The sequence below is a fragment of the Salinirubellus litoreus genome, assembly GCF_037335815.1.
Classification (GTDB): domain Archaea; phylum Halobacteriota; class Halobacteria; order Halobacteriales; family Haloarculaceae; genus Salinirubellus; species Salinirubellus litoreus.
The window spans coordinates 691,999-710,326 of record NZ_CP147841.1; the positions used below are offsets into that span (position 1 = coordinate 691,999).

The window sequence follows — 18,328 nt, forward strand, 5'->3', positions numbered from 1 at the left end:
CCGGGCAAAAGCGTTACCCAAGCAGGAGAACGGACGGTCACCCGACAGTACCCCCGTCGGCGACACGTCGGGTGGAGCGCCGATCCGGCGGAGACAGCCTCATCACCGTTCGGAACCGACAGCGGATATGACCGACAGCGAGGGAACGCTCCCCGACGAGACGGCGGCCGGACGGGCGGCGCTGGTCGTGAACGACCTCGACGCGGTAAGCGAGTTCTACCGCGACGTCGTCGGGCTCGCAGTCCAGCGCCGTGAGGGGAGGCGGACGACGCTCGGGGCCGGCGGCGACCCGCTGCTCGAACTGACCGCGGATCCGGACGCGGCCCCGAGAGCGCCGGAGAGCGCCGGGCTGTTCCACACCGCGTTTCGGGTCCCCTCGCGGGCGGCGCTCGCGGACGCCCTCGACCGCGTCGGCGAGGCGTGGGAGCTCACCGGCGCGTCGGACCACCACGTCAGCGAGGCGCTCTACCTCGACGACCCCGAGGGCAACGGCGTCGAGATCTACCGCGACCGCCCGCGCGAGGCGTGGCCGACCGACGACGACGGCCACGTCGAGATGGACACGCTCCCGCTCGACCTGGAGGGGCTCGCGGCCGAGGCGAGGGGCGAGGCGTCCGTCCCCGGTGGGACGGACGTGGGCCACGTCCACCTCGAAGTCTCGGACCTCCCCGCATCACGCCGGTTCTACGCGGGGACACTCGGGATGAACGTCCGCCAGGAGTGGGGTCCGAACGCGCTGTTCGTCGCGGCCGGGGACTACCACCACCACGTCGGACTGAACGCCTGGAACGGGCGGTCCGACCCGCTTGCGGGGCGCGGACTGGACTGGTTCGAACTCGTCCTCCCCGACGAGGGGTCGCTCGAAGCGGCCCGCGAGCGGGTCGAAGGTGCCGGGATCGGGGTGACGGACGGCGAGGAGGGACCGAGAAGCGACGGCGAGTTCGGGGTGCGTGACCCCGACGGGATACCCGTCCGACTCCGGGCCGGGGAAGGGTAGTCCACGGGCGCGACGCCGTACGACCTGCCCGAGGCCGACACGGGGACAGGCGGCGTCGAGTGAGCGAGAGTGGAATCGACGATAATCAGGAGATGTATATCGCGGGTCGGTTCGGTCTGGCCCGCGCCGCGAGGTCGTCGTCGTCGTCCTCGGCCCGGCGGACGGTCACGCTCGCGCCGAACTCGTCCTCGAGGAGCCACGCGGCCGACTGGAGGAGTTCGCGCTCGCGCTCGCCGTCGACGACCGGTTCGAGGCCGGGTCGCCGTTCGGCGAGGTCCGCCAGGAACTCGGCGGCGGGCTCGGAGCGGGGTACCCCGTCGTTCCCGAGGAGGGCGTCGACGAGCGAGGCGTCGGGGGCTATCCCGCGAGCCCGGTCGTAGGCCGCGTACTTCCAGTCCTGGGCGACGACGAGTTCGATCGAATCGGGTGCGTCGATGTCGACGACGCCGAGTATCTCGCGGACGTCCTCGCGGGTCGAGCGGACGAGCTGTCGCTCCAGCCGGTGGTTCTCGGCCGGTCGCAGCGGGTTCGGCCAGTCGGCGGCCGCGACCAGCCCCGGCTCGTCGAGGCGGTGCCAGCACTCCTCGGCCAGGTAGGGCGCGAGGGGAGCGACCAGCGCCGCGAGCGTCCGGAGCGCGCGGGCGTACGTGTACCGGTGCGGTGTCTCGTACTCGCGGTAGCGCCGGAGCAGGCGGAGGTATCCCTGGAGTTCGGCGATGGCGCGGTGGAGCCGGAACCGCTCGAACTCCTCGGTGACGGCCGCGATCGTCCGGTCGGTCTCGCGTTCGAGGTAGCGGTCGTGGGCGGCGCTCTCCTCGCGGACGTCCCCGTCGACGAACGTCTCGACCAGCCCGTAGAGGGTCTGCTGGAACTCGTAGGCACCGTCGACGCTGGTCGCGGTCCACTCGAAGTCGCGGTTGGGGTGGGCCGCCGAGAGGACGAACAGCCGGGTCGTCTCCGGGCCGTACTCGTGGGGCGTGACGGTGTTGCCCTTGGACTTGGACATCTTCTCGCCGCCGTGGAGGACCGTCCCCTGGTTGATGAGCCGGTCGACCGGCTCGCGAACGTCGAGGAGCCCGAGGTCGCACAGCGCGCGGGCGAAAAAGCGGATGTAGAGCAGGTGGAGGACGGCGTGCTCCTCGCCGCCGACGTAGACGTCGACCGGGAGCCACGACTCGGCGAGGTCCGTGTCGAACGGCGCGTCGTCCAGATCCGGCGAGAGGTACCGGAGGAAGTACCACGAGGAGTCGACGAACGTGTCCATCGTGTCCGTCTCCCGGCGGGCCGGCTCCCCACAGTCGGGGCAGGTCGTCTCGACGAACGCCTCGTTGGCCGCGAGCGGGTTCCCCGTCGTCTGGACGTACTCGGGGAGTTCGACGGGCAGCTCGTCCTCGGGGACGAGCGTCGGCCCACACGAATCGCAGTGGACGACCGGGATGGGCGTCCCCCAGTAGCGCTGTCTGGAGACGAGCCAGTCCCGGAGCCTGAAGGTCGTCGCGAGCTCGATCCCCTCGGCGTCGAGGAGTCGCTCACGGGCCGCCGCGCTCGCCAGCCCCTCGTACTCCCGGGCAGCCCCGCCGCTCGCCGCGACCATCCCGTCGTCGACGAACGGCTCCTCCGGGAGGCGGGTGTCGCTCCCGTCTGCGGGTTCGACGCCCCGCTCGACGGGGAGGTCGTGCTCGCGGGCGAACGCGTGGTCGCGCTCGTCGTGGGCCGGCACGCCCATCAGCGCGCCCGTCCCCACGTCGTCGAGGACGTACTCCGCGACGTACACCGGGAGTTTCTCGCCGGTGAGCGGGTGGACGGCCGTCGCGTCGGTCCGGACGCCGCTCTGCCCGCCCGCGCTCTCGCCCCGGGAGACCCGGTCGACGTAGTCGGCGACCTCCGCGTCCTCGCGCGCGAGGTCGGCCACGAGCTCGTGACCGGGCGAGAGGGCGACGAACGTCGCGCCGAACGCGGTGTCCAGACGGGCGGTGAACGCCTCGACCGACCCGTACTCCGGGACCTCGAAGGTGACGTGTGCGCCCTCGCGCTTGCCGATCCAGTTGCGCTGTATCTCGCGGACGCTCTCGGGCCACCCCTCCAGGTGGTCGAGAGCCTCGTACAGCTCGTCGGCGTAGTCGGTGATCGTGAGAAACCACTGGTCGAGTTCGCGCCGCTCGACGGGCGTGCCACACCGCCAGCAAACTCCTTCCGTACCGGGGGCCGCCTGTCGGGGAGCGGTGTGGCGGGGGGTCGTCGCACCCTCCTCGAATCCCCCCTCGACCTGCGCGTCGGCGAGCGTCGTCTCGCAGTCCGGACACCAGTTGACCGGCGCGGCCTCGTACTCGACGAGGCCCGCCTCGTAGAACTCCCTGAACAGCCACTGGTTCCACCGGTAGTAGTCGGGGTCGCAGGTCGTCACCTCCCGGGACCAGTCGTAGCCGAACCCCATCTCGTCGAGCTCGTCGCGCATCCGCTCGATGCACGCGCGGGTCCAGGTCTCGGGATCGGTGTCGCGCTCGTAGGCGGCGTTCTCGGCGGGGAGCCCGAACGCGTCCCACCCCATCGGGTGGAGGACGTCGTCGCCAGCCATCCGCCGGTAGCGGGCGTAGGCGTCCGTGATCGCGTAGTTCCGGACGTGACCCATGTGGAGCGATCCGGAGGTGTAGGGGAACATCCCGAGGACGTAGATCGGGTCCTCGGCGTCGTCGGGGAGCTCGTAGACCCCCTCGCGTTCCCAGACGTCGCGCCAGTACTCCTGGACCTGCGCGTGGTTGTATCGCGGCGGCATCTCGGTTGCTCTCCTCCTGCGGAGCCCACCGACATGAGCGTTGGCCCGACGCGAGCGGGAGCGCCGCGGGTGAGAGGCGGGGGGCTCGGCGGTCGGGTCGCCGGAGCCGACCGGGTTCCGTCACTACCTTTTTGTCGTGGTTCGGGCTACCGTTGGTAGAGATGCACACCGCAGGCACCCCGACACCGACACCGTTCGACCGGCGCGGCGAGGGCGCGGACGCGGGCCGACGAGCCGCGAGGTGGGCGGCGTGACGCTCCCGCCAGTCTACGGCGGCGAGGTACTGCACGTCGACCTGGAGACCGGCGAGAGTCGTACCGAGGAGATCAGCGAGGCCGACGCCCGGCGATTCCTCGGGGGCAACGGCTTCGCCGCGAAGCTCGTCCACGAGCACGTCCCGCCCGACGCGGACGCGTTCGACCCGGAGAACGTCGCCGTGTTCGCGGTCGGCCCGATGAACCTCACGCCGTTCCAGAGCACCTCGCGCGGGGTCGTGGGGTTCGTCAGCCCGATGACGAACGGCTTCTTCGACAGCACCTTCGGCGGGTCGTTCCCGATGGCCCAGAAGACCCTGGGGTTCGAGGCGGTCGTCCTCCACGGGAAGGCACCCGAGCTCTCGTACGTCCGGCTCACCGAGGACGGCGCGGAGGTGGTCTCCGACGAGTCGCTCGCGGGGATGGGAACCTACGAGACCTGCGAGGCCGTCCGCGACGCGGAGGACCAGGGATTCGACACGCACGTGATCGCGGCCGGACCCGCCGGCGAGAATCGCGTCAGGTACGCCTGTCTCCTCCACCAGTCGAAGGACCGCGAGGGGGTCGCCGGGCGGGGCGGCTCGGGCGCGGTCCTGGGGTCGAAGAACGTCAAGGCGGTGGCGATCCGCGAGGGGGACTTCGAGCCCGAACTCGCCGACGAGGATGGGCTCAGGAACCTCGCTGTCGGGCAGATGGGGACGCTGATGGACGAGACGGGGATGCTCCAGAACTACGGTACCGCCGGGCTGGTCAACCCGGTCAACGAGATGGGACGGCTCGGCCGACACAACTACGCCTCCGAGCTGGTCGACGAGGACGACGCCGAGGGGATCAGCGGCGAGCACCTCGAAGCCGAGTACGTCACCGAGGACACGACGTGTGCGAACTGCGCGGTCAAGTGCGGCAAGCACGTTTCGGTGGAGGCGGAGGGGATCACCCAGGCGAAGATCCCCGAGTTCGAGAGCCTGTTCGCCACCTCACCGATGACCGAGTCCTACGACGTCGAGAAGGTGATCCACGCGAACGACCTCTGCGATCGGCTCGGGATGGACACGATCAGCTGGGGGGTGACCGTCGCGTTCGCCCGCGAGGCCCACGAGCGGGGGCTGCTCGACGCCGATCCCGAGGACACGCCGGGACTGCTCGACTTCGGCGACTCGGAGGGGCTGGTCGAACTCGCCGAGCTCGTCGCCCACCGGGAGGGGATCGGCGACCGGCTGGCGGAGGGCTCGGCCAGGCTCGCCGAATCGCTCGACTCCGACGAGGGCGAGGACGAGCCCTCGAACTACGTCCACGGCGTGAAGGGCCTCGAGATCGCGGCTCACTCCCCGCGCGGGCTCAAGGGGATGAGCATCGGCTACGCCACCTCCACCCGCGGCGGGTCCCACCACGACACCCGCCCGACGAGACAGTACGCGGGAGAGCACGACGAGACCACAGAGGGGACGCCCGAGTTCGCGGCGCGCTCACAGCACTTCACCGCGCTCGGCGACTCGCTCACCCAGTGCCGGTTCGTCAGCGAGGGCGGCTGGGGCAAGCAGATAAACGACCGCTACCGGGACGCCATCAACGCCGCGACCGGCTGGGACCTGAGTCTCGAAGACGTCGAGGCCCTGGGCGAGCGGATCTACAACCTCGAACGCCTCATCAACGTCGAGCGCGGGATCGCCTCCCGGGAGACCGACACGCTCCCCTACCGCGTCCAGCACGAGCCCATCCCCGAGGGCCCCCACGAGGGGATGTACTGCCCGCCCGAGGAGCTCGACGCGATGCTCACGGAGTACTACGAGTTCCGCGGCTGGGACGAGGACGGTAGCCCCACCGAGGCAACCCTCGACCGGCTAGAACTCGGCGATCTGGCCGACGCCTGATCCGCTCCGGCTTCGGGTTTCGTCGCGGCCACCCGCCCCTCAGCCGCCGAGGTCGCTCGCGTCGAGCGGCGTCGCGGACTCCCAGTACCGATCGTGGAGCGAGAGCGCCCACTCCCTCACCGTGGGGTCGTCGGTGTCGACCGAGGCCCGGACGATGCCCTCCGTGTCGCGGAGCAGGAGGTGGGTCCGTTCGTCGGTCACCTCCACGGCGAGCGGGACCGCCTCCTCGGTGACGCGTATCTCCGCGTTCTCCGCCGCGAGTATCTCCGCGAGTCGTTCCCGGAGCGAGGGGTCGGCCTCGACCGACTCGATGGCCACCTCGGAGAACACTCCTCGCGTCGTGAGGGTTCCATCCGCCGTCCGCTCGCAGACGAGGTCGAGCTTCCCCTCGTTGAACGCGTGCGAGAGGAGGTGAGCGCGGTCGGTTTCGCCGAGGAGTTCGAGCATCCGGCGGATGGGGGCGTTCGGTCGCGTCGCCGTCGGGGTCGTGACGGTCGCGTCCCGGAGGTGGCGGAGGTCGACGTCGAGCGCCTCGTCGGGGAGCCACTCGGCGACCTCGCGCAGACGACCCTCCGCTTCGAGCCGGTCGCGGAGGTCGGTGATCCCCGCCTCGACGAGCCGGCCGGTCGCGGTCGCGCGGTAGCGCTCGCCGTCGTAAGCGACCCAGTTGCGGTCCCCGAGATCCCGGAGGATCCGCCCGAGCGTCGGCTGTGAGGCGTCGACCGCCTCACCGAGCTCGCGTCGCGTGTACGCCCCCGCCGAGAGCGTCGAGAGCACCTCGATCCGGTTGGCCGACCGGGCCAGGAACTCGACCTCTTCGAGGGGGTCGGGGTCGCCCATACCCCCGCTGGCGGGCGGACGGGCAAGTCGGTTTCGTCCCACCCTCATCCCGCGAAACGGTTTCACGCCGCGAACGCCGTGGGCGTCCCGAGGAGTCTGCTCCCCGTGAATCCCTTTCTGAGAGCATACTCGTAGCTCCAGGTACCAGAAAGGGTGATGGGGCTGACCGCCGCGTTCACGAACGCCGTCGGGCCGATACTCGCCGTGTCGGTCGTCGGGTACGTCCTCGGGCGAGGGACCGACGTCGACGTCGGGCCGCTCAACACCGCCGGGCTGTACGTGCTGGTCCCGGCGCTGGCGTTCCACAGCATCGCGACCACCTCGCTGGGCGGCGGCGAGGTGCTGAAACTCGGGGTCGGCGTGGTCGGCTACGCGCTGGCGATGCTCGGTCTCGCGTGGGCCGTCGGCCGACTCACGGGTGAGTCCGGGCCGCTGCTCGGCGCGCTGATGCTCGCGGCGGCGTTCCCCAACTCCGGGTTCGTCGGCATTCCCCTCTCGGAGTTCGCGTTCGGCGAGACCGGGCGGGCGACCGCCGTCCTCTACCTCACCATCCAGAACCTCCTCGTCTACACGCTCGGGGTGTACGTCGCCTCACGCGGCACCGATCGTGGCGTCCGCGAGGCGTTCGGCGAGATATTCAGGCTCCCGCTGCTGTACGCCGTCCTCGCCGCGGTCGTCGTCCGCGCGATGGGGTGGGTCCCGCCCGCCGGCAACGCGGCGATGGAGACCGTCCGTCTCGTCGGCGACGCCTCGATCCCGGTGATGCTCCTCATCCTCGGGCTCCAGCTCGCCGACACAGACGTGACCGCCGTCACCCGTTCGGTGACGCCCTCGCTGTTGAAACTCGGGGCCGCGCCGCTGGTCGGCGTGGGGCTCGCGCTTGCGCTCGGGTTCGAGGACCCCACCGTCGCCCGCGTGTTCGTCCTCGAGTGCGCGACCCCCGCGGCGGTCATCCCTCTCGCGCTCACGATCGAGTACGCCGACGGCGCTACGGTGGACGGGTTCACCGCCCCCGAGTACCTGAGCACGGTCGTCTTCACGACCACCGTGGCGAGCGTGGCCGTGCTCACCCTGGTCCTGGCGGGGCTCGAAGCCGGGGTCGTGTTCTGAGAGGGATCGTCGTCGTAGTTCGTAGATTTCCCGCCGAGAATCGTGCCCCGTGACCCACGTCGAACGGTCGAATCTCTCGGCTGGCTACGATGATCCCTACGAGTCGTCGGTGATCCGCTTCCGGGAGCGGGGAGGGCTGGATTCAAACCCGCCCGCCGCCTCCCTCGGCGCGTGAGCCACCGGACGTACACCCACGACATCGAAGTCCAGTACCGCGATCTCGATCCCCGTCGGCACGTCAACCACGTCGTCTACGCCGCGTACGTCGAGCAGGCGAAGGGTCGCTTCTACGCGGACGTGCTCGGGACCCCGCTGGTCGACGCTCCGACCGTCGTACGGACGCTGGAGGTCGACTACCGCGCCCCGGTCGAACCGGATCGAGTAGTCGAGATCGAGCTCGGCCCCGTGGAGGTGGGCGGGACGAGCCTCGGCATCGAGTACGAACTGACCGACGAGGGCGAGGTCGTCGCCACGGCACGCACGGTGTCGGTCTACCTCGGCGAGGACGGACGGCCCGAGCGACTCCCCGAGGAGTGGCGCGAGCGGGCCACGCCCTACGAGGAGGAGGGGAGCGGGAGCACCGACGCGATGGACGGGACGTGAGCCAGCCGGTGGGTACGGTCGTTCTTTAAGTTCTTCCCGCGACAAGTAGTCTATACGAGGGAAGAATGGCGAGCGGTCGGGACGGCTTCTCCGGGGACTCCGACGGCGAGCCGTGGCTACGGCTCGGGAGCGAACCACGAGAGGATCGCGCCGAGCAGGCCGAGACCGCCGGCGACGGCGAACGCGGTGCCGTACCCCGCTGCGCCGACGAGCGCGCCGCCGGCGATGGGAGCCAGGAACGCCCCGGCGAGGCCGAGGCTCGTCAGGAACGCGACGGCGGTGGCGGCGACCCCCGGGTCGACGAGTTCTCTGACGTAGGCGAACACGAGGCCGAGGCCGAGCTGGATGGCGAAGCCCGCGACCAGGAGCGCGCCGACGAGCACCGGTACGGTCCGGAGCGCGGCGAACCCCGCGACGGCCGGCGTCGCCACGAGGAACGACCAGAGGAGGACCGGCCGGCGGCGACCGCCGAGCAGCCGGTCGGAGACGAGCCCGCCCGAGACACGGGAGAGCACGCCGACCGCGGGGAACAGCGCCGTCAGCAGCCCGCCGAGCGCGAGCGACAGCGACAGCTCCTCGGTGAGGTAGGAGGGTGCCCAGCTGTTGACGAACAGGAACACCGAGTAGGCGAGGAAGGCGATGCCACCGACGAGCCACACCGTCCGGTTCGTGACGACCGACCGGAGCTCCTCGCGGGTGGGCGGGTCGGCCCCGTGTACCCGGCCGCGGCCGCGGCTCGTCGGCCAGAACAGCGCGAATCCGAGGACGGAACTGGTGGCGAAGACGGGGAAGACCGCCGGCCATCCGAACGCCCCCGCGATGAGCGGCGCGGCACCCTGTCCGACGGCGAACCCGATGGGTCCGCTCGCGGTGAACACCGCGACGGCGGTCGCCTGCCGGTCGGCTTCGAACGCCCGGCCCACCACGTCGATGCCGGCGTTCCAGACCACCGTGTAGGCGATCCCGCCCAGGACGCGAGAGGCGAGCAGCGAGAGGAACGCCCCCGCCGAGGCGGCCCACCAGCCCCAGACGCCCGCGAGCACGAGCATCCCGACGGCGGCCGCCGTCGCGTGACGCGAGTTCGTCCGGTCGAGGACCACGCCCACGGGGAGGCTCGTCACGACCGCGGTCCCGAACATCACGCCCACGACGAGCCCCGCCGCCGAGGGGCCGATCCCGAGCGACTCGCGGATCAGCGGCGTGACGCTCGCGGGCGCGAGTTCGTACGCCCCGAGCGAGGTGGTCATCACCGCCCCGCCGGCCAGCAGGCCGAGCTTCGCGCGCTCGCTGCCTCCCCCGGGGTCGGTGCCAACGGACTCCTGTTCCGACACGACGGGGAGGCTCACCCGCCCGGGGTATCAACCTGTCGCGCTGCGGCCGCGCCGTCACACGGTTCGGACGACGATGTGGCCAGGGCAAGCGGCGGGAAGTTTACCACGTTCGACCCCCTCGTCTCGGCCGTGACCGGAGAGGAGCACCGGTGTCGTCGCTGCGGGTCGCGGCTCGTGGTCGGCCTCGTCGCCAGCCCGCGGCGGACCTGCTGTCTCAACGCGACGAGCGAGGGCGCAGGGAGACGCGACCGAGCCCTCGACAAGCGAGCGGGGAGGAACGGCCCGCGAGCCCATCGTCGGCGTCTGCCCCGATCACGGCCCCGTCGGCCCCGAGAACGCCGTCTCCGACGACTCGGCGTAGCTCCGCGTTCCCCCCGGACTCCCCGGGACCCCGCGGCGGCCACCGTTTAAGTGGGTGGCATCGGTTCGGGCCACATGGATGCGACCGACGCGGACCGATTCGACCTCCTCGAGGCGACCGTCGAGGAGATACACACCGGCTTCGACGCGGGGGCGCTCACCGCGGAGGCGCTCGTGGAACGCTACCTCGACCGCATCGAGGCCCACGACGACGACCTGAACTCGATACTGACGGTCAACCCCGACGCCAGCGAGCGGGCGCGCGAACTCGACGAGACGTTCGCGGAGGAGGGGCTCGTCGGCCCGCTACACGGTGTTCCGGTGGTTCTGAAGGACAACAAGGACACGGCCGACATGCCGACGACGGCGGGGTGTGTTGCGCTGGCCGAGTCGGTCCCCGCAGACGACGCGTTCGTCGTCGAACGGCTCCGCGAGGCGGGCGCGGTGATACTGGCGAAGGCGAACCTCCAGGAGTTCGCGTTCGGCGTCGACACCATCAGCTCGCTGGGTGGGGAGACGAGGAACGCCTACTCGCTCGATCACCGCCCCTCGGGGTCGAGCGGCGGGACCGCGGCGGCCATCGCCGCCAACCTCGGGACGATCGGGACGGGTTCGGACACCTGCTCGTCGGTGCGATCCCCGCCCGCGTTCAACGCGCTCGTCGGGGTCCGTCCAACGAGAGGGCTCCTCAGCCGCGACGGGATCGTCCCGCTGAGCGAGACCCAGGACACCGCGGGGCCGATCACGCGCACCGTCGCCGACGCCGCGCGGATGCTCGACGCGATGGCCGGCTACGATCCTGCGGACCCCGTCACGGCCCGGGGCGTCGGGGAGGTCCCCGAGGACGGGTACGTCTCGCACCTCGACGCGGACGGGCTGGAGGGGGCACGTATCGGCGTCGTGCGGTCGTTCTTCGGGCTCGCGGACGAGGAGAGCGCGCCCGAGTCGGCCGCCGAGGCGGTGACGACGGTCGTCGACGGCGCGGTCGAGGAGATGCGAGCGGCGGGCGCGACGGTGGTCGACCCCGTCGAGGTCGAGGATCTGGAGATCCTGGAGTCGGCGCGGGTCCTCCAGTACGAGTTCGCGCGGGACTTCGATCGGTACCTCGCCGAGCTACCGGACCCGCCGTACGACTCGCTCGCGGCGATCGTCGAGTCGGGGACGGTCGCCGACGCGGTGGCCGACCGGATCCGCGAGAGCGAGATACTCGAGACCGACTACGACCGCCTGGACGAGAACGTGGGGTATCTCCGGCGGCTCGACCGACGGCGGCAGTTGCGCGAGGACACCGAGCGCCGGATGGTCGAGGCGGACCTCGACGCGCTGCTCTACCCGCCGTCGGCGGTCCCGCCCGTCGAGATCCCCGACCACCAGCCGTTCGCGGAACTCCGGTGTGAGCTCGCCGCGCACACGGGTCTGCCCGCCGTCGTCGTCCCCGCCGGCTACACCGACGAGGGCCTCCCGGTGGGGGTCGAGCTCCTGGGCCGGGAGTTCGCCGAGCCCCGGCTCCTCGAACTGGCGTACGCCTACGAGCGGGCGACCGGGCACCGACACCCACCGGAGGGGTTCGGCGAGCTCGGGTAGCTTCCGGTTCCGCGAGGGAGAACCGTTTTATCGCTCAGCGGCCGTTCGGTGAGGTATGCCGACACCAGACGGATACGTCCTCGACGACGTCACGGTGGTCGACCTCTCGACGTTCGTGACGGGCGGGTTCTGCTCACTGATGCTCGCCAACCAGGGTGCCGACGTCATCAAGGTCGAGCGCCCGGAGGCCGGCGACGACATCCGCCACTCGGGGCCGCCGTTCATCGACGGCGAGTCGCCGTACTACTGGACGGTCAACTACGACAAGCGCTCGGTCGAACTCGACCTGAAGAGCGAGGAGGGGCTCGAGGCGCTCTACGACCTCGTGAGCGAGGCGGACGTGTTCCTCCAGAACTTCCGGCCGGGGACCGCCGAGCGCCTCGGCGTCGACTACGAGACCATGACCGAGCGCCGCGAGGACCTGATCTACTGCTCGATCTCGGCGTTCGGCGAGACGGGGCCGTGGCGCGAGCGTCCGGGCTACGACCTGCTCGTCCAGGGGCTCTCGGGGATCATGGACGTCACCGGCGCGGAGGGGGGCGACCCGGCGAAGGTGGGGCTCCCCCAGACGGACCTCATCACGGCGATGTGGGCCGCGTTCGGTATCGTCTGTTCGCTCCGCCGGCGCGAACACACCGGCGAGGGCGAGTACGTCGAACTCGGGATGCTCGACTCTGCGCTCCCCTGGCTGACCAAGCAGGCCGGCAAGACGTTCGCCGGCGAGGAGACGAAGCGGATGGGCACCCGGGACCCCGTGCTCGCGCCCTACCAGACGTTCGAGACCGGCGACGGCTACATCAACGTCGCGGCGCTCAACCCGAAGCTCTGGCGGGGGTTCTGTGCGGCCATCGGTCGGGAGGACCTCCCCGATGACGAGCGGTTCGAGGAGAACGCCGACCGCGTCGAGAACATGGACGCGCTCGAACGCGAGATCGAGTCGACCCTCTCGGAGCGGACGACCGACGAGTGGATGGACGCGCTCGTCGAGGCGGGCGTCCCGGCCGCCCCGGTCCAGGGGGTCGCGGAGGCGCTCGACAACGAGCAGACCGAGGCCCGGGGGGTAATGGGAGAGTTCGAGCGCGACGGGACGACCATCCCGGTCATCGAACACCCGCTGAACTTCCGGGGAGCGGAGAGCGGGTTCCGGAGCCCCCCACCGAAGCTCGGCGAGCACACCCGTGAGGTGTTCGCCGAACTCGGCTACGACGAGGATCGGTTGGACGAACTCGCCGAAGCCGGGTCGTACGAAGCGGAAGCCGGAGCCGAAGCGGACGACGACTGACGAGCGCCGGAGGCTCGCTCGCACGGTCCGCGGAGTGGTTCGAAACGTCCCGCCGGGACGCTTCGTCGTCACGAGAGACGCCCGCGGCGCCCCTCGAACGACTCCGCTCCGCGCTACCCCGACGCCACGATTCGCGGAGTCCGTGGTGTGAGCGGATGCGGTGTTCGGGGACCCATCCGACGCCCCGAAGCCGCCGCACGATGGTTTTAGGTACCACACGGCGCACGGGTAGCCATGACAGGCGCGCCGCTGTCCGATATCGTCGTCGTCGACTTCACTCACGCCCGCGCGGGGCCCTGGTGTACGGAACTCCTGGGCGAACTCGGCGCGGAGGTAGTCAAAGTGGAGCGGCCGGGCGGGGGCGACCCCAACCGGGACGGCCACCCACAGCAGGGCGGGATGGGGTTCGAGTTCATCTCCCGGCACCGGAACAAGAAGAGCGTCGTGATCGACCTCAAGAACGAGGACGGTCGACAGCTCGCCGAGGACTTCATCGCCGAGGCCGACGTCCTCGTCGAGAACTTCGCGCCGGGCGTGATGGACCGCCTCGGGCTGGGCTTCGACTACCTCATCGAGGAGGTCAACCCCGGACTGGTCTACGCCTCCATCAAGGGGTACGGCGAGACGGGGCCGTTCAAGCACAAGAAGGGCGTCGACCTCGTGATGCAGGCCGAGGGCGGCATCATGTCGGTCACCGGGCCCGAGGGTGGACCGCCGGTGAAGGTCGGCCAGGCCATCGGCGACATCGGCGCGGGGCTGTACGCGACCGTCGGAATCCTCTCGGCGCTCCGGCACCGCGACGCCACGGGGCGGGGACAGAAGTTCGAGACGGATCTGTTCGGGACCATCGTCTCCTACATGGAGGAGTACCTGACCGAGTACGGGATCACCGGCGAGGACCCGACGCCGAACGGTACCCGCCACCAGACGGGCGTCCCCTACGAACTGTTCGAGACCGCGGATGGACACCTCGCGGTGTTCGTCCCCGGGTCCCGCTGGACGATGTTCGTCGCGGAGGTGCTCGAGGACGAGTCGCTCGCGGAGTACGACTCGGCGAAGGCCCGCCGCGACCACTACGACGAGGTGATGGCCGTCATGCGACCGCTCCTCCGGGAACACACCACCGAGGAGTGGGTCGATCGCTTCGACGACCTCGGCATCCCCTGCGGGCCGCTGAACCGCGTGAGCGACGTCGTCGAGCACCCGCAGGCGCTCGAACGAGGGAGCGTCCTCCGGTACGACGACCCCGACCTCGGCGAGGTGCTGTGCAGGGGGTTCCCGCTGCACTTCTCGGAGTCCGAGACGGTGTTCGAGCGCGGCCCCCCGGGGCTCGGCGAGCACACCGACGAGGTGCTCGAACGCCTGGGGGTCCCGCCCGAGGAGCGCGTCCGTCTCCGCGAGTCGGGCGCGGTGGAATGACTCCCCCGTGCTCGCTCAGCGGTCCTGGAACTGGGGTTCGCGCCCCTCGTCGAAGGCCGCCTTCCCCTCGGCGTGGTCCTCGCTCGCGAACGCCTGATCGCGGAGCCGCTGGACCCACTCCAGTTCGGCCTCCGAGAGCTCCCCCTTCGCCTCGATGGCGTGGAGTATCTCCTTCATCCCCCGCAGCGAGAACGGCGCGTTGCTCGCGATCGTCTCGGCCATTCCGTACGTGCGCTCGTCGAGGTCCCCCCGCGGGACGGCGTAGTTGAGAAAGCCCACCTCGGCGGCGTGGGCGGCGTCGATGGGCTCCGCGGTGAACAGCATCTCGCGGGTCTTCGCCGGGCCGATCAGATCCATGATCCGGCTGACCGGCCGGCCGCCGTAGACCAGTCCGATCCTCGCAGGGGTGATACCGAACCGCGCGTCCTCGACGCCGACCCTGAGGTCACAGGAGGCGGCGATGGCCACCGCGCCCCCGTACGTGTCACCGTTGATCATCGCGAGGACGGGGTAGCTGTACCCCTCGATGGCGTCGAGCATCCGCGACCAGAGCCCCTTCTGCTCTTCCGTCTGGTCGCTCCGGTCGACCGAGAGGTCGAACCCGGCGCTGAACGCCTTCTCGCCGGCCCCGCGCAGGACGGGGACGAGGAGTTCGTCGCGGGCCTCGAGCCCCTCGAACGTCTCCGCCAGCCCCTCGACCATCTCGAAGTCGACCGCGTTGCGCTTGCCCTCGTTCTCGATGGTGACCGTCACGACCCGTCCGTCCTCCTCCGAGCGGATGGTTCCCATGCCCGCGGCTCTGCGGGGGAGGACCTAAACCCTCCGTCAGTCGCGGCCGCACGCGCCGGTGGGCCCGCGGCGGTCGGCCGGGATCCAAACCGGTTTGTCCCGGGCGCTCGAACCCCCGACCATGCTCGAACCGGGCGATCCGGCACCGGAGATCAGCGCGGAGAACCAGCACGGCGAGACCGTCATGCCGGCGTTCGAGGACCCCACCGTCGTCTACTTCTACCCCAAGGACTTCACCGGCGGGTGCACCATCGAGGCGAACGACTTCCAGGACGCGCTCCCCGACTACCGCGAGTCGGGCGTCACGGTCTACGGCGTCTCGCTCGACGACGTCGAGAGCCACGCGGACTTCGCCGAGGAGGAGGGCGTCGAGTTCGAACTGCTCGCCGATCCGGAGGGGGAGGTCGCCGAGGCGTTCGGGATGGACACCAGCGAGGGGTACACCGACCGCCGGACGTTCGTCCTCGCGGACGGCGAGGTCGTCCGGGTGTACGATCCCGAACCCTCCGATCCCTCGGGCCACGCCCGCGAAGTGCTGGACGACGTCCGCGGGGAGTACCTCGCGGGCGACTGACTGAACGGTCCTGACCGAGGGGGGATCGAACGGGCCGAACTCGAAGGATCAGCCGGTACCGACACGGGCGACGAGCGCGGCCACCCTATGGGCCCGGTAGTCCGCCGGTGGGCCACCCCTCTCGTTCGTGCATCCGTTCGAGGGGTTTCCAGTCGAAACGGCGTGAGAGGAGCGAGTCGTCGTTCAGGTAGAGACGGACCCGCGGTTCCAGCCGGGGTCGTGCCCGGTGCGGTCGATGAGGTCCGCCCGACACGCCGGGCAGTAGTCGGGGGTGACGGATTCGCTCCGGGGGACGTACACCGCGCCGCCGCACTCCACGCATGCGTCCGCGACGACGGTCGCGCAGTCCGCACAGACGTTGAAGTCGTCGACGGTGAGGTCACGCAGGGGTTCGAGCTGTTTGTCCAGGATGTACTCGTCGATGACCGCCTGACAGCAGTGGCACGGTTTCATGACGATGCACGTCACACCATGTGACCCCCGTATATATACCCGCGTTCGAGAACCCGCGCGTCGTCGGGACGACCGCGTTCGCCTGCGTGTCCGCGGTTCCCGGTTCGATCTCCCGGAGGCGGATCCCTGGACGGCTCTCGAACGTCGACCCGCCGTGGATGGGATCGCTCGCGCTATCGGAACCCCGAGCGTCACGGGGAGCCGTGGTACCTCGACCCTCGGAAGGGTTATGCCCGACTCGGGACTCTGTTCGTTCGTAATGGCACACGGTAAAGTTGATTTCTTCAACGACACTGGCGGCTACGGTTTCATCTCGACCGACGACGACGCGGTCGACGACGACGAGGACGTGTTCTTCCACATGGAGGACGTCGGCGGCCCGGACCTCGAGGAGGGTCAGGAGGTCGAGTTCGACATCGAGTCCTCCCCGAAGGGACCCCGCGCGTCGAACGTCGTCCGCAAATAACGGCACCCGCCCGTCGCTCGTAGCGACGGACGGCGATCCCGTTTCTTTCACACTATCGAGCGCCGTGGCGGTCGAGAACACCTCTCCGACGTCCTTGAGGGACGAGTCCCAGTGGCCCTGTGAGGCGCTCGATCGTCCTGACTACTCGGCGGGGACGATCCGGTGGAGCCCGCCACCGTCGGAGCCGGAGCCGAGCACGTACATCTCGCCGTCCGCGTCGCGGCCGAACGCGAGGAGTCGCTGGAGCGTCCCCCCCGGGTTCACCTGCACGACGCTCGTCTCCCAGAGGCCCTCATCGTCGGAGGGCGTGGCGACGAACAGCCGCCCGCCAGCCCCCCAGTCGCCGAAGACGTACCGCCCGACCAGTGACGGGATCGCGGACCCGCGGTAGACGTTGCCGCCGATGACCGAGATACCGCTGACGCCGTCGCCGGAGTGGGGGTACTCGACGACTGGGTCGATCAACGGCTCGCCGCCGCGGACGTCCGAGGGGGTCGAGTCCGGACAGTTCTCCGCGCTGTAACAGTGGGTCCCCTCCTTGACGTTCCACCCGTAGTTCCCTCCGTGGGTGACGAGGTCGACCTCCTCGTACCCGCTCTGCCCGACGTCGCCGACGTAGAGGTCCTCGCCGTCGAAGGCCATCCGCCAGGGGTTCCGGAGCCCCCAGGCGTAGTGTTCGTCGAGGCCGTCGCTCCCGACGAGGGGGTTGTCCTCGGGGATCGCGTACCCCCTCTCGCCGTCCCGCCCGCCGTCGACGTCGATGCGGAGGATACTGCCCAGGAGGTTCTCGGTCACGTCCTGTGCGTTCCCGCCCTCGAGGGCGTCGTACCAGTCGGAGACGTGTCCCATCCCCTGGTCCCCGCCGGACCCGCCGTCGCCGACGGCGACGTAGAGGTAGCCGTCGGGACCGAACGCCAGGTCGCCGGCGTTGTGGTTACCCTGCGGCTCGGGGATCTCGAGGAGGGGCCGCTCGGAGTCCCGGTCGACGCCCAGGCCGTCGGCGGTCGCCTCGAACTCGGAGAGGACGAACGTGTGGCTGTAGTTGTCGGGGGTCCCCTCGCGGTTCCGGGCGCTGTAGCGGACGTACAGCCGCCGGTTCTCGGCGAAGTCGGGGTGGAGGGCGAGACCCAGCAGTCCCCGCTCGCCGCCGGTCACGACCGCGTCGCGCATATCGAGGAACGGGCTGTCGCGGAGACCGTCGGGCCCGTGGACGTAGACGACACCCCGCCGTTCGACGACGTACCGACGGTCGGCGTCGGGGGCGAACGCCATGGCCAGCGGCTGTTCCAGGCCGGTCGCAAGCGTCTCGAGACCGACCGCTTCCGGGGGTGACCCGGCGGCCGGCGTGCGCGTCTCGGTTCCCGCCTCGGTGGCCGTCGGCGTCCCCGCTGGCGTGGACGTCGCCCCCCCGGTGGGGGAGTCGGGATCCGCCCCGCTGTTCGGGTTCGTCGTCGAGCAGCCGGCCAGCCCCGTCGCGGCCCCGGCCGCCGTCAGTCGGAGGAGGTCCCGTCGCGTGGAGGTCCAATCCATGTGCGGCGAACGGGCCCGGCACTGAAATACGTCCCTTCTCCGGCACGTAGCCGTGGGGAATCGGAACGAGGAACCCGGGGGGAACCGGGAAT

General features: G+C 70.5%; 16 protein-coding genes. 10 read left to right on the plus strand and 6 right to left on the minus strand.

What is annotated here, in order from left to right:
- The first annotated feature begins 127 nt into the window (after positions 1-127).
- Entirely contained in the window at positions 128-997 is an 870-nt protein-coding gene (locus tag WDJ58_RS03470) for a VOC family protein (RefSeq protein WP_338916231.1), read from the plus strand.
- A gap of 85 nt (positions 998-1,082) precedes the next feature.
- Here WDJ58_RS03470 and leuS read toward each other — a convergent pair whose 3' ends face one another.
- Complete coding sequence (leuS, locus tag WDJ58_RS03475; RefSeq protein ID WP_338916232.1) at positions 1,083-3,770, minus strand: leucine--tRNA ligase; 2,688 nt, start codon at positions 3,768-3,770, stop codon at positions 1,083-1,085.
- A 250-nt stretch (positions 3,771-4,020) separates the two neighbouring features.
- On the opposite strand from leuS, the gene WDJ58_RS03480 reads away from it, so the two are divergent.
- The gene (locus WDJ58_RS03480) at positions 4,021-5,895 is read left to right on the plus strand and encodes an aldehyde ferredoxin oxidoreductase family protein (protein ID WP_338916233.1); all 1,875 of its coding nucleotides are present in this window, start codon (positions 4,021-4,023) and stop codon (positions 5,893-5,895) included.
- A 39-nt stretch (positions 5,896-5,934) separates the two neighbouring features.
- Here WDJ58_RS03480 and WDJ58_RS03485 read toward each other — a convergent pair whose 3' ends face one another.
- Positions 5,935-6,735 (minus strand): helix-turn-helix transcriptional regulator, encoded by an 801-nt coding sequence (locus WDJ58_RS03485; protein WP_338916234.1) that lies wholly within the window; start codon positions 6,733-6,735, stop codon positions 5,935-5,937.
- Positions 6,736-6,891: 156 nt separating this feature from the next.
- On the opposite strand from WDJ58_RS03485, the gene WDJ58_RS03490 reads away from it, so the two are divergent.
- From WDJ58_RS03490 to WDJ58_RS03500, 3 genes are read left to right on the plus strand one after another with little or no spacing between them, the layout of a single operon-like run.
- Positions 6,892-7,845 carry an AEC family transporter gene (locus WDJ58_RS03490; protein ID WP_338916235.1) on the plus strand — a complete coding sequence of 318 codons (954 nt, stop codon included), beginning with the start codon at positions 6,892-6,894 and terminating at the stop codon, positions 7,843-7,845.
- A gap of 49 nt (positions 7,846-7,894) precedes the next feature.
- Entirely contained in the window at positions 7,895-8,020 is a 126-nt protein-coding gene (locus tag WDJ58_RS03495; protein ID WP_338916236.1) for a hypothetical protein, read from the plus strand.
- A complete protein-coding gene (locus tag WDJ58_RS03500) occupies positions 8,017-8,448 on the plus strand; it encodes an acyl-CoA thioesterase (RefSeq protein WP_338916237.1) in 432 nt (143 codons plus the stop codon). Before WDJ58_RS03495 ends, WDJ58_RS03500 begins: the two co-directional genes overlap by 4 nt.
- 116 nt (positions 8,449-8,564) lie before the next feature.
- Here WDJ58_RS03500 and WDJ58_RS03505 read toward each other — a convergent pair whose 3' ends face one another.
- Positions 8,565-9,716, minus strand: a complete 1,152-nt coding sequence (locus WDJ58_RS03505) for an MFS transporter (protein WP_338917810.1) — start codon at positions 9,714-9,716, stop codon at positions 8,565-8,567.
- 498 nt (positions 9,717-10,214) lie between these two features.
- Between WDJ58_RS03505 and WDJ58_RS03510 the strand changes: the two genes are divergently transcribed.
- The 3 genes from WDJ58_RS03510 (at position 10,215) to WDJ58_RS03520 (ending at position 14,424) form a co-directional block, all read left to right on the plus strand.
- On the plus strand, positions 10,215-11,723 hold the full coding sequence (locus tag WDJ58_RS03510; protein WP_338916238.1) for an amidase: 1,509 nt from the start codon (positions 10,215-10,217) through the stop codon (positions 11,721-11,723).
- A gap of 55 nt (positions 11,724-11,778) precedes the next feature.
- Positions 11,779-13,005 carry a CaiB/BaiF CoA transferase family protein gene (locus WDJ58_RS03515; protein WP_338916239.1) on the plus strand — a complete coding sequence of 409 codons (1,227 nt, stop codon included), beginning with the start codon at positions 11,779-11,781 and terminating at the stop codon, positions 13,003-13,005.
- A gap of 234 nt (positions 13,006-13,239) precedes the next feature.
- Positions 13,240-14,424 (plus strand): CaiB/BaiF CoA transferase family protein, encoded by a 1,185-nt coding sequence (locus WDJ58_RS03520; RefSeq protein ID WP_338916241.1) that lies wholly within the window; start codon positions 13,240-13,242, stop codon positions 14,422-14,424.
- 15 nt (positions 14,425-14,439) lie between these two features.
- Here WDJ58_RS03520 and WDJ58_RS03525 read toward each other — a convergent pair whose 3' ends face one another.
- A complete protein-coding gene (locus tag WDJ58_RS03525) occupies positions 14,440-15,213 on the minus strand; it encodes an enoyl-CoA hydratase/isomerase family protein (RefSeq protein ID WP_338916242.1) in 774 nt (257 codons plus the stop codon).
- Positions 15,214-15,334: 121 nt separating this feature from the next.
- On the opposite strand from WDJ58_RS03525, the gene WDJ58_RS03530 reads away from it, so the two are divergent.
- Positions 15,335-15,787, plus strand: a complete 453-nt coding sequence (locus WDJ58_RS03530; RefSeq protein ID WP_338916243.1) for a peroxiredoxin — start codon at positions 15,335-15,337, stop codon at positions 15,785-15,787.
- Positions 15,788-15,970: 183 nt separating this feature from the next.
- Here WDJ58_RS03530 and WDJ58_RS03535 read toward each other — a convergent pair whose 3' ends face one another.
- Entirely contained in the window at positions 15,971-16,240 is a 270-nt protein-coding gene (locus WDJ58_RS03535) for a DUF7571 family protein (protein ID WP_338916244.1), read from the minus strand.
- 259 nt (positions 16,241-16,499) lie between these two features.
- Here WDJ58_RS03535 and WDJ58_RS03540 point away from each other — a divergent pair, with 259 nt between their 5' ends.
- Positions 16,500-16,706 carry a cold-shock protein gene (locus WDJ58_RS03540; RefSeq protein ID WP_338916245.1) on the plus strand — a complete coding sequence of 69 codons (207 nt, stop codon included), beginning with the start codon at positions 16,500-16,502 and terminating at the stop codon, positions 16,704-16,706.
- 141 nt (positions 16,707-16,847) lie between these two features.
- Here the strand turns inward: WDJ58_RS03540 and WDJ58_RS03545 are convergent, their stop codons facing one another.
- Complete coding sequence (locus tag WDJ58_RS03545; RefSeq protein WP_338916246.1) at positions 16,848-18,236, minus strand: PQQ-dependent sugar dehydrogenase; 1,389 nt, start codon at positions 18,234-18,236, stop codon at positions 16,848-16,850.
- Positions 18,237-18,328: the final 92 nt, after the last annotated feature.

Coding starts and splice junctions, on each gene's coding strand:
- WDJ58_RS03485 (WP_338916234.1), bottom strand. CDS start 6,735: ATGGGCGACCCCGACCCCCTCGAAGAGGTCGAGTTCCTGGCCCGGTCG.
- leuS (WP_338916232.1), bottom strand. CDS start 3,770: ATGCCGCCGCGATACAACCACGCGCAGGTCCAGGAGTACTGGCGCGAC.
- WDJ58_RS03535 (WP_338916244.1), bottom strand. CDS start 16,240: ATGAAACCGTGCCACTGCTGTCAGGCGGTCATCGACGAGTACATCCTG.
- WDJ58_RS03525 (WP_338916242.1), bottom strand. CDS start 15,213: ATGGGAACCATCCGCTCGGAGGAGGACGGACGGGTCGTGACGGTCACC.
- WDJ58_RS03470 (WP_338916231.1), top strand. CDS start 128: ATGACCGACAGCGAGGGAACGCTCCCCGACGAGACGGCGGCCGGACGG.
- WDJ58_RS03530 (WP_338916243.1), top strand. CDS start 15,335: ATGCTCGAACCGGGCGATCCGGCACCGGAGATCAGCGCGGAGAACCAG.
- WDJ58_RS03520 (WP_338916241.1), top strand. CDS start 13,240: ATGACAGGCGCGCCGCTGTCCGATATCGTCGTCGTCGACTTCACTCAC.
- WDJ58_RS03540 (WP_338916245.1), top strand. CDS start 16,500: ATGGCACACGGTAAAGTTGATTTCTTCAACGACACTGGCGGCTACGGT.
- WDJ58_RS03510 (WP_338916238.1), top strand. CDS start 10,215: ATGGATGCGACCGACGCGGACCGATTCGACCTCCTCGAGGCGACCGTC.
- WDJ58_RS03490 (WP_338916235.1), top strand. CDS start 6,892: ATGGGGCTGACCGCCGCGTTCACGAACGCCGTCGGGCCGATACTCGCC.
- WDJ58_RS03545 (WP_338916246.1), bottom strand. CDS start 18,236: ATGGATTGGACCTCCACGCGACGGGACCTCCTCCGACTGACGGCGGCC.
- WDJ58_RS03515 (WP_338916239.1), top strand. CDS start 11,779: ATGCCGACACCAGACGGATACGTCCTCGACGACGTCACGGTGGTCGAC.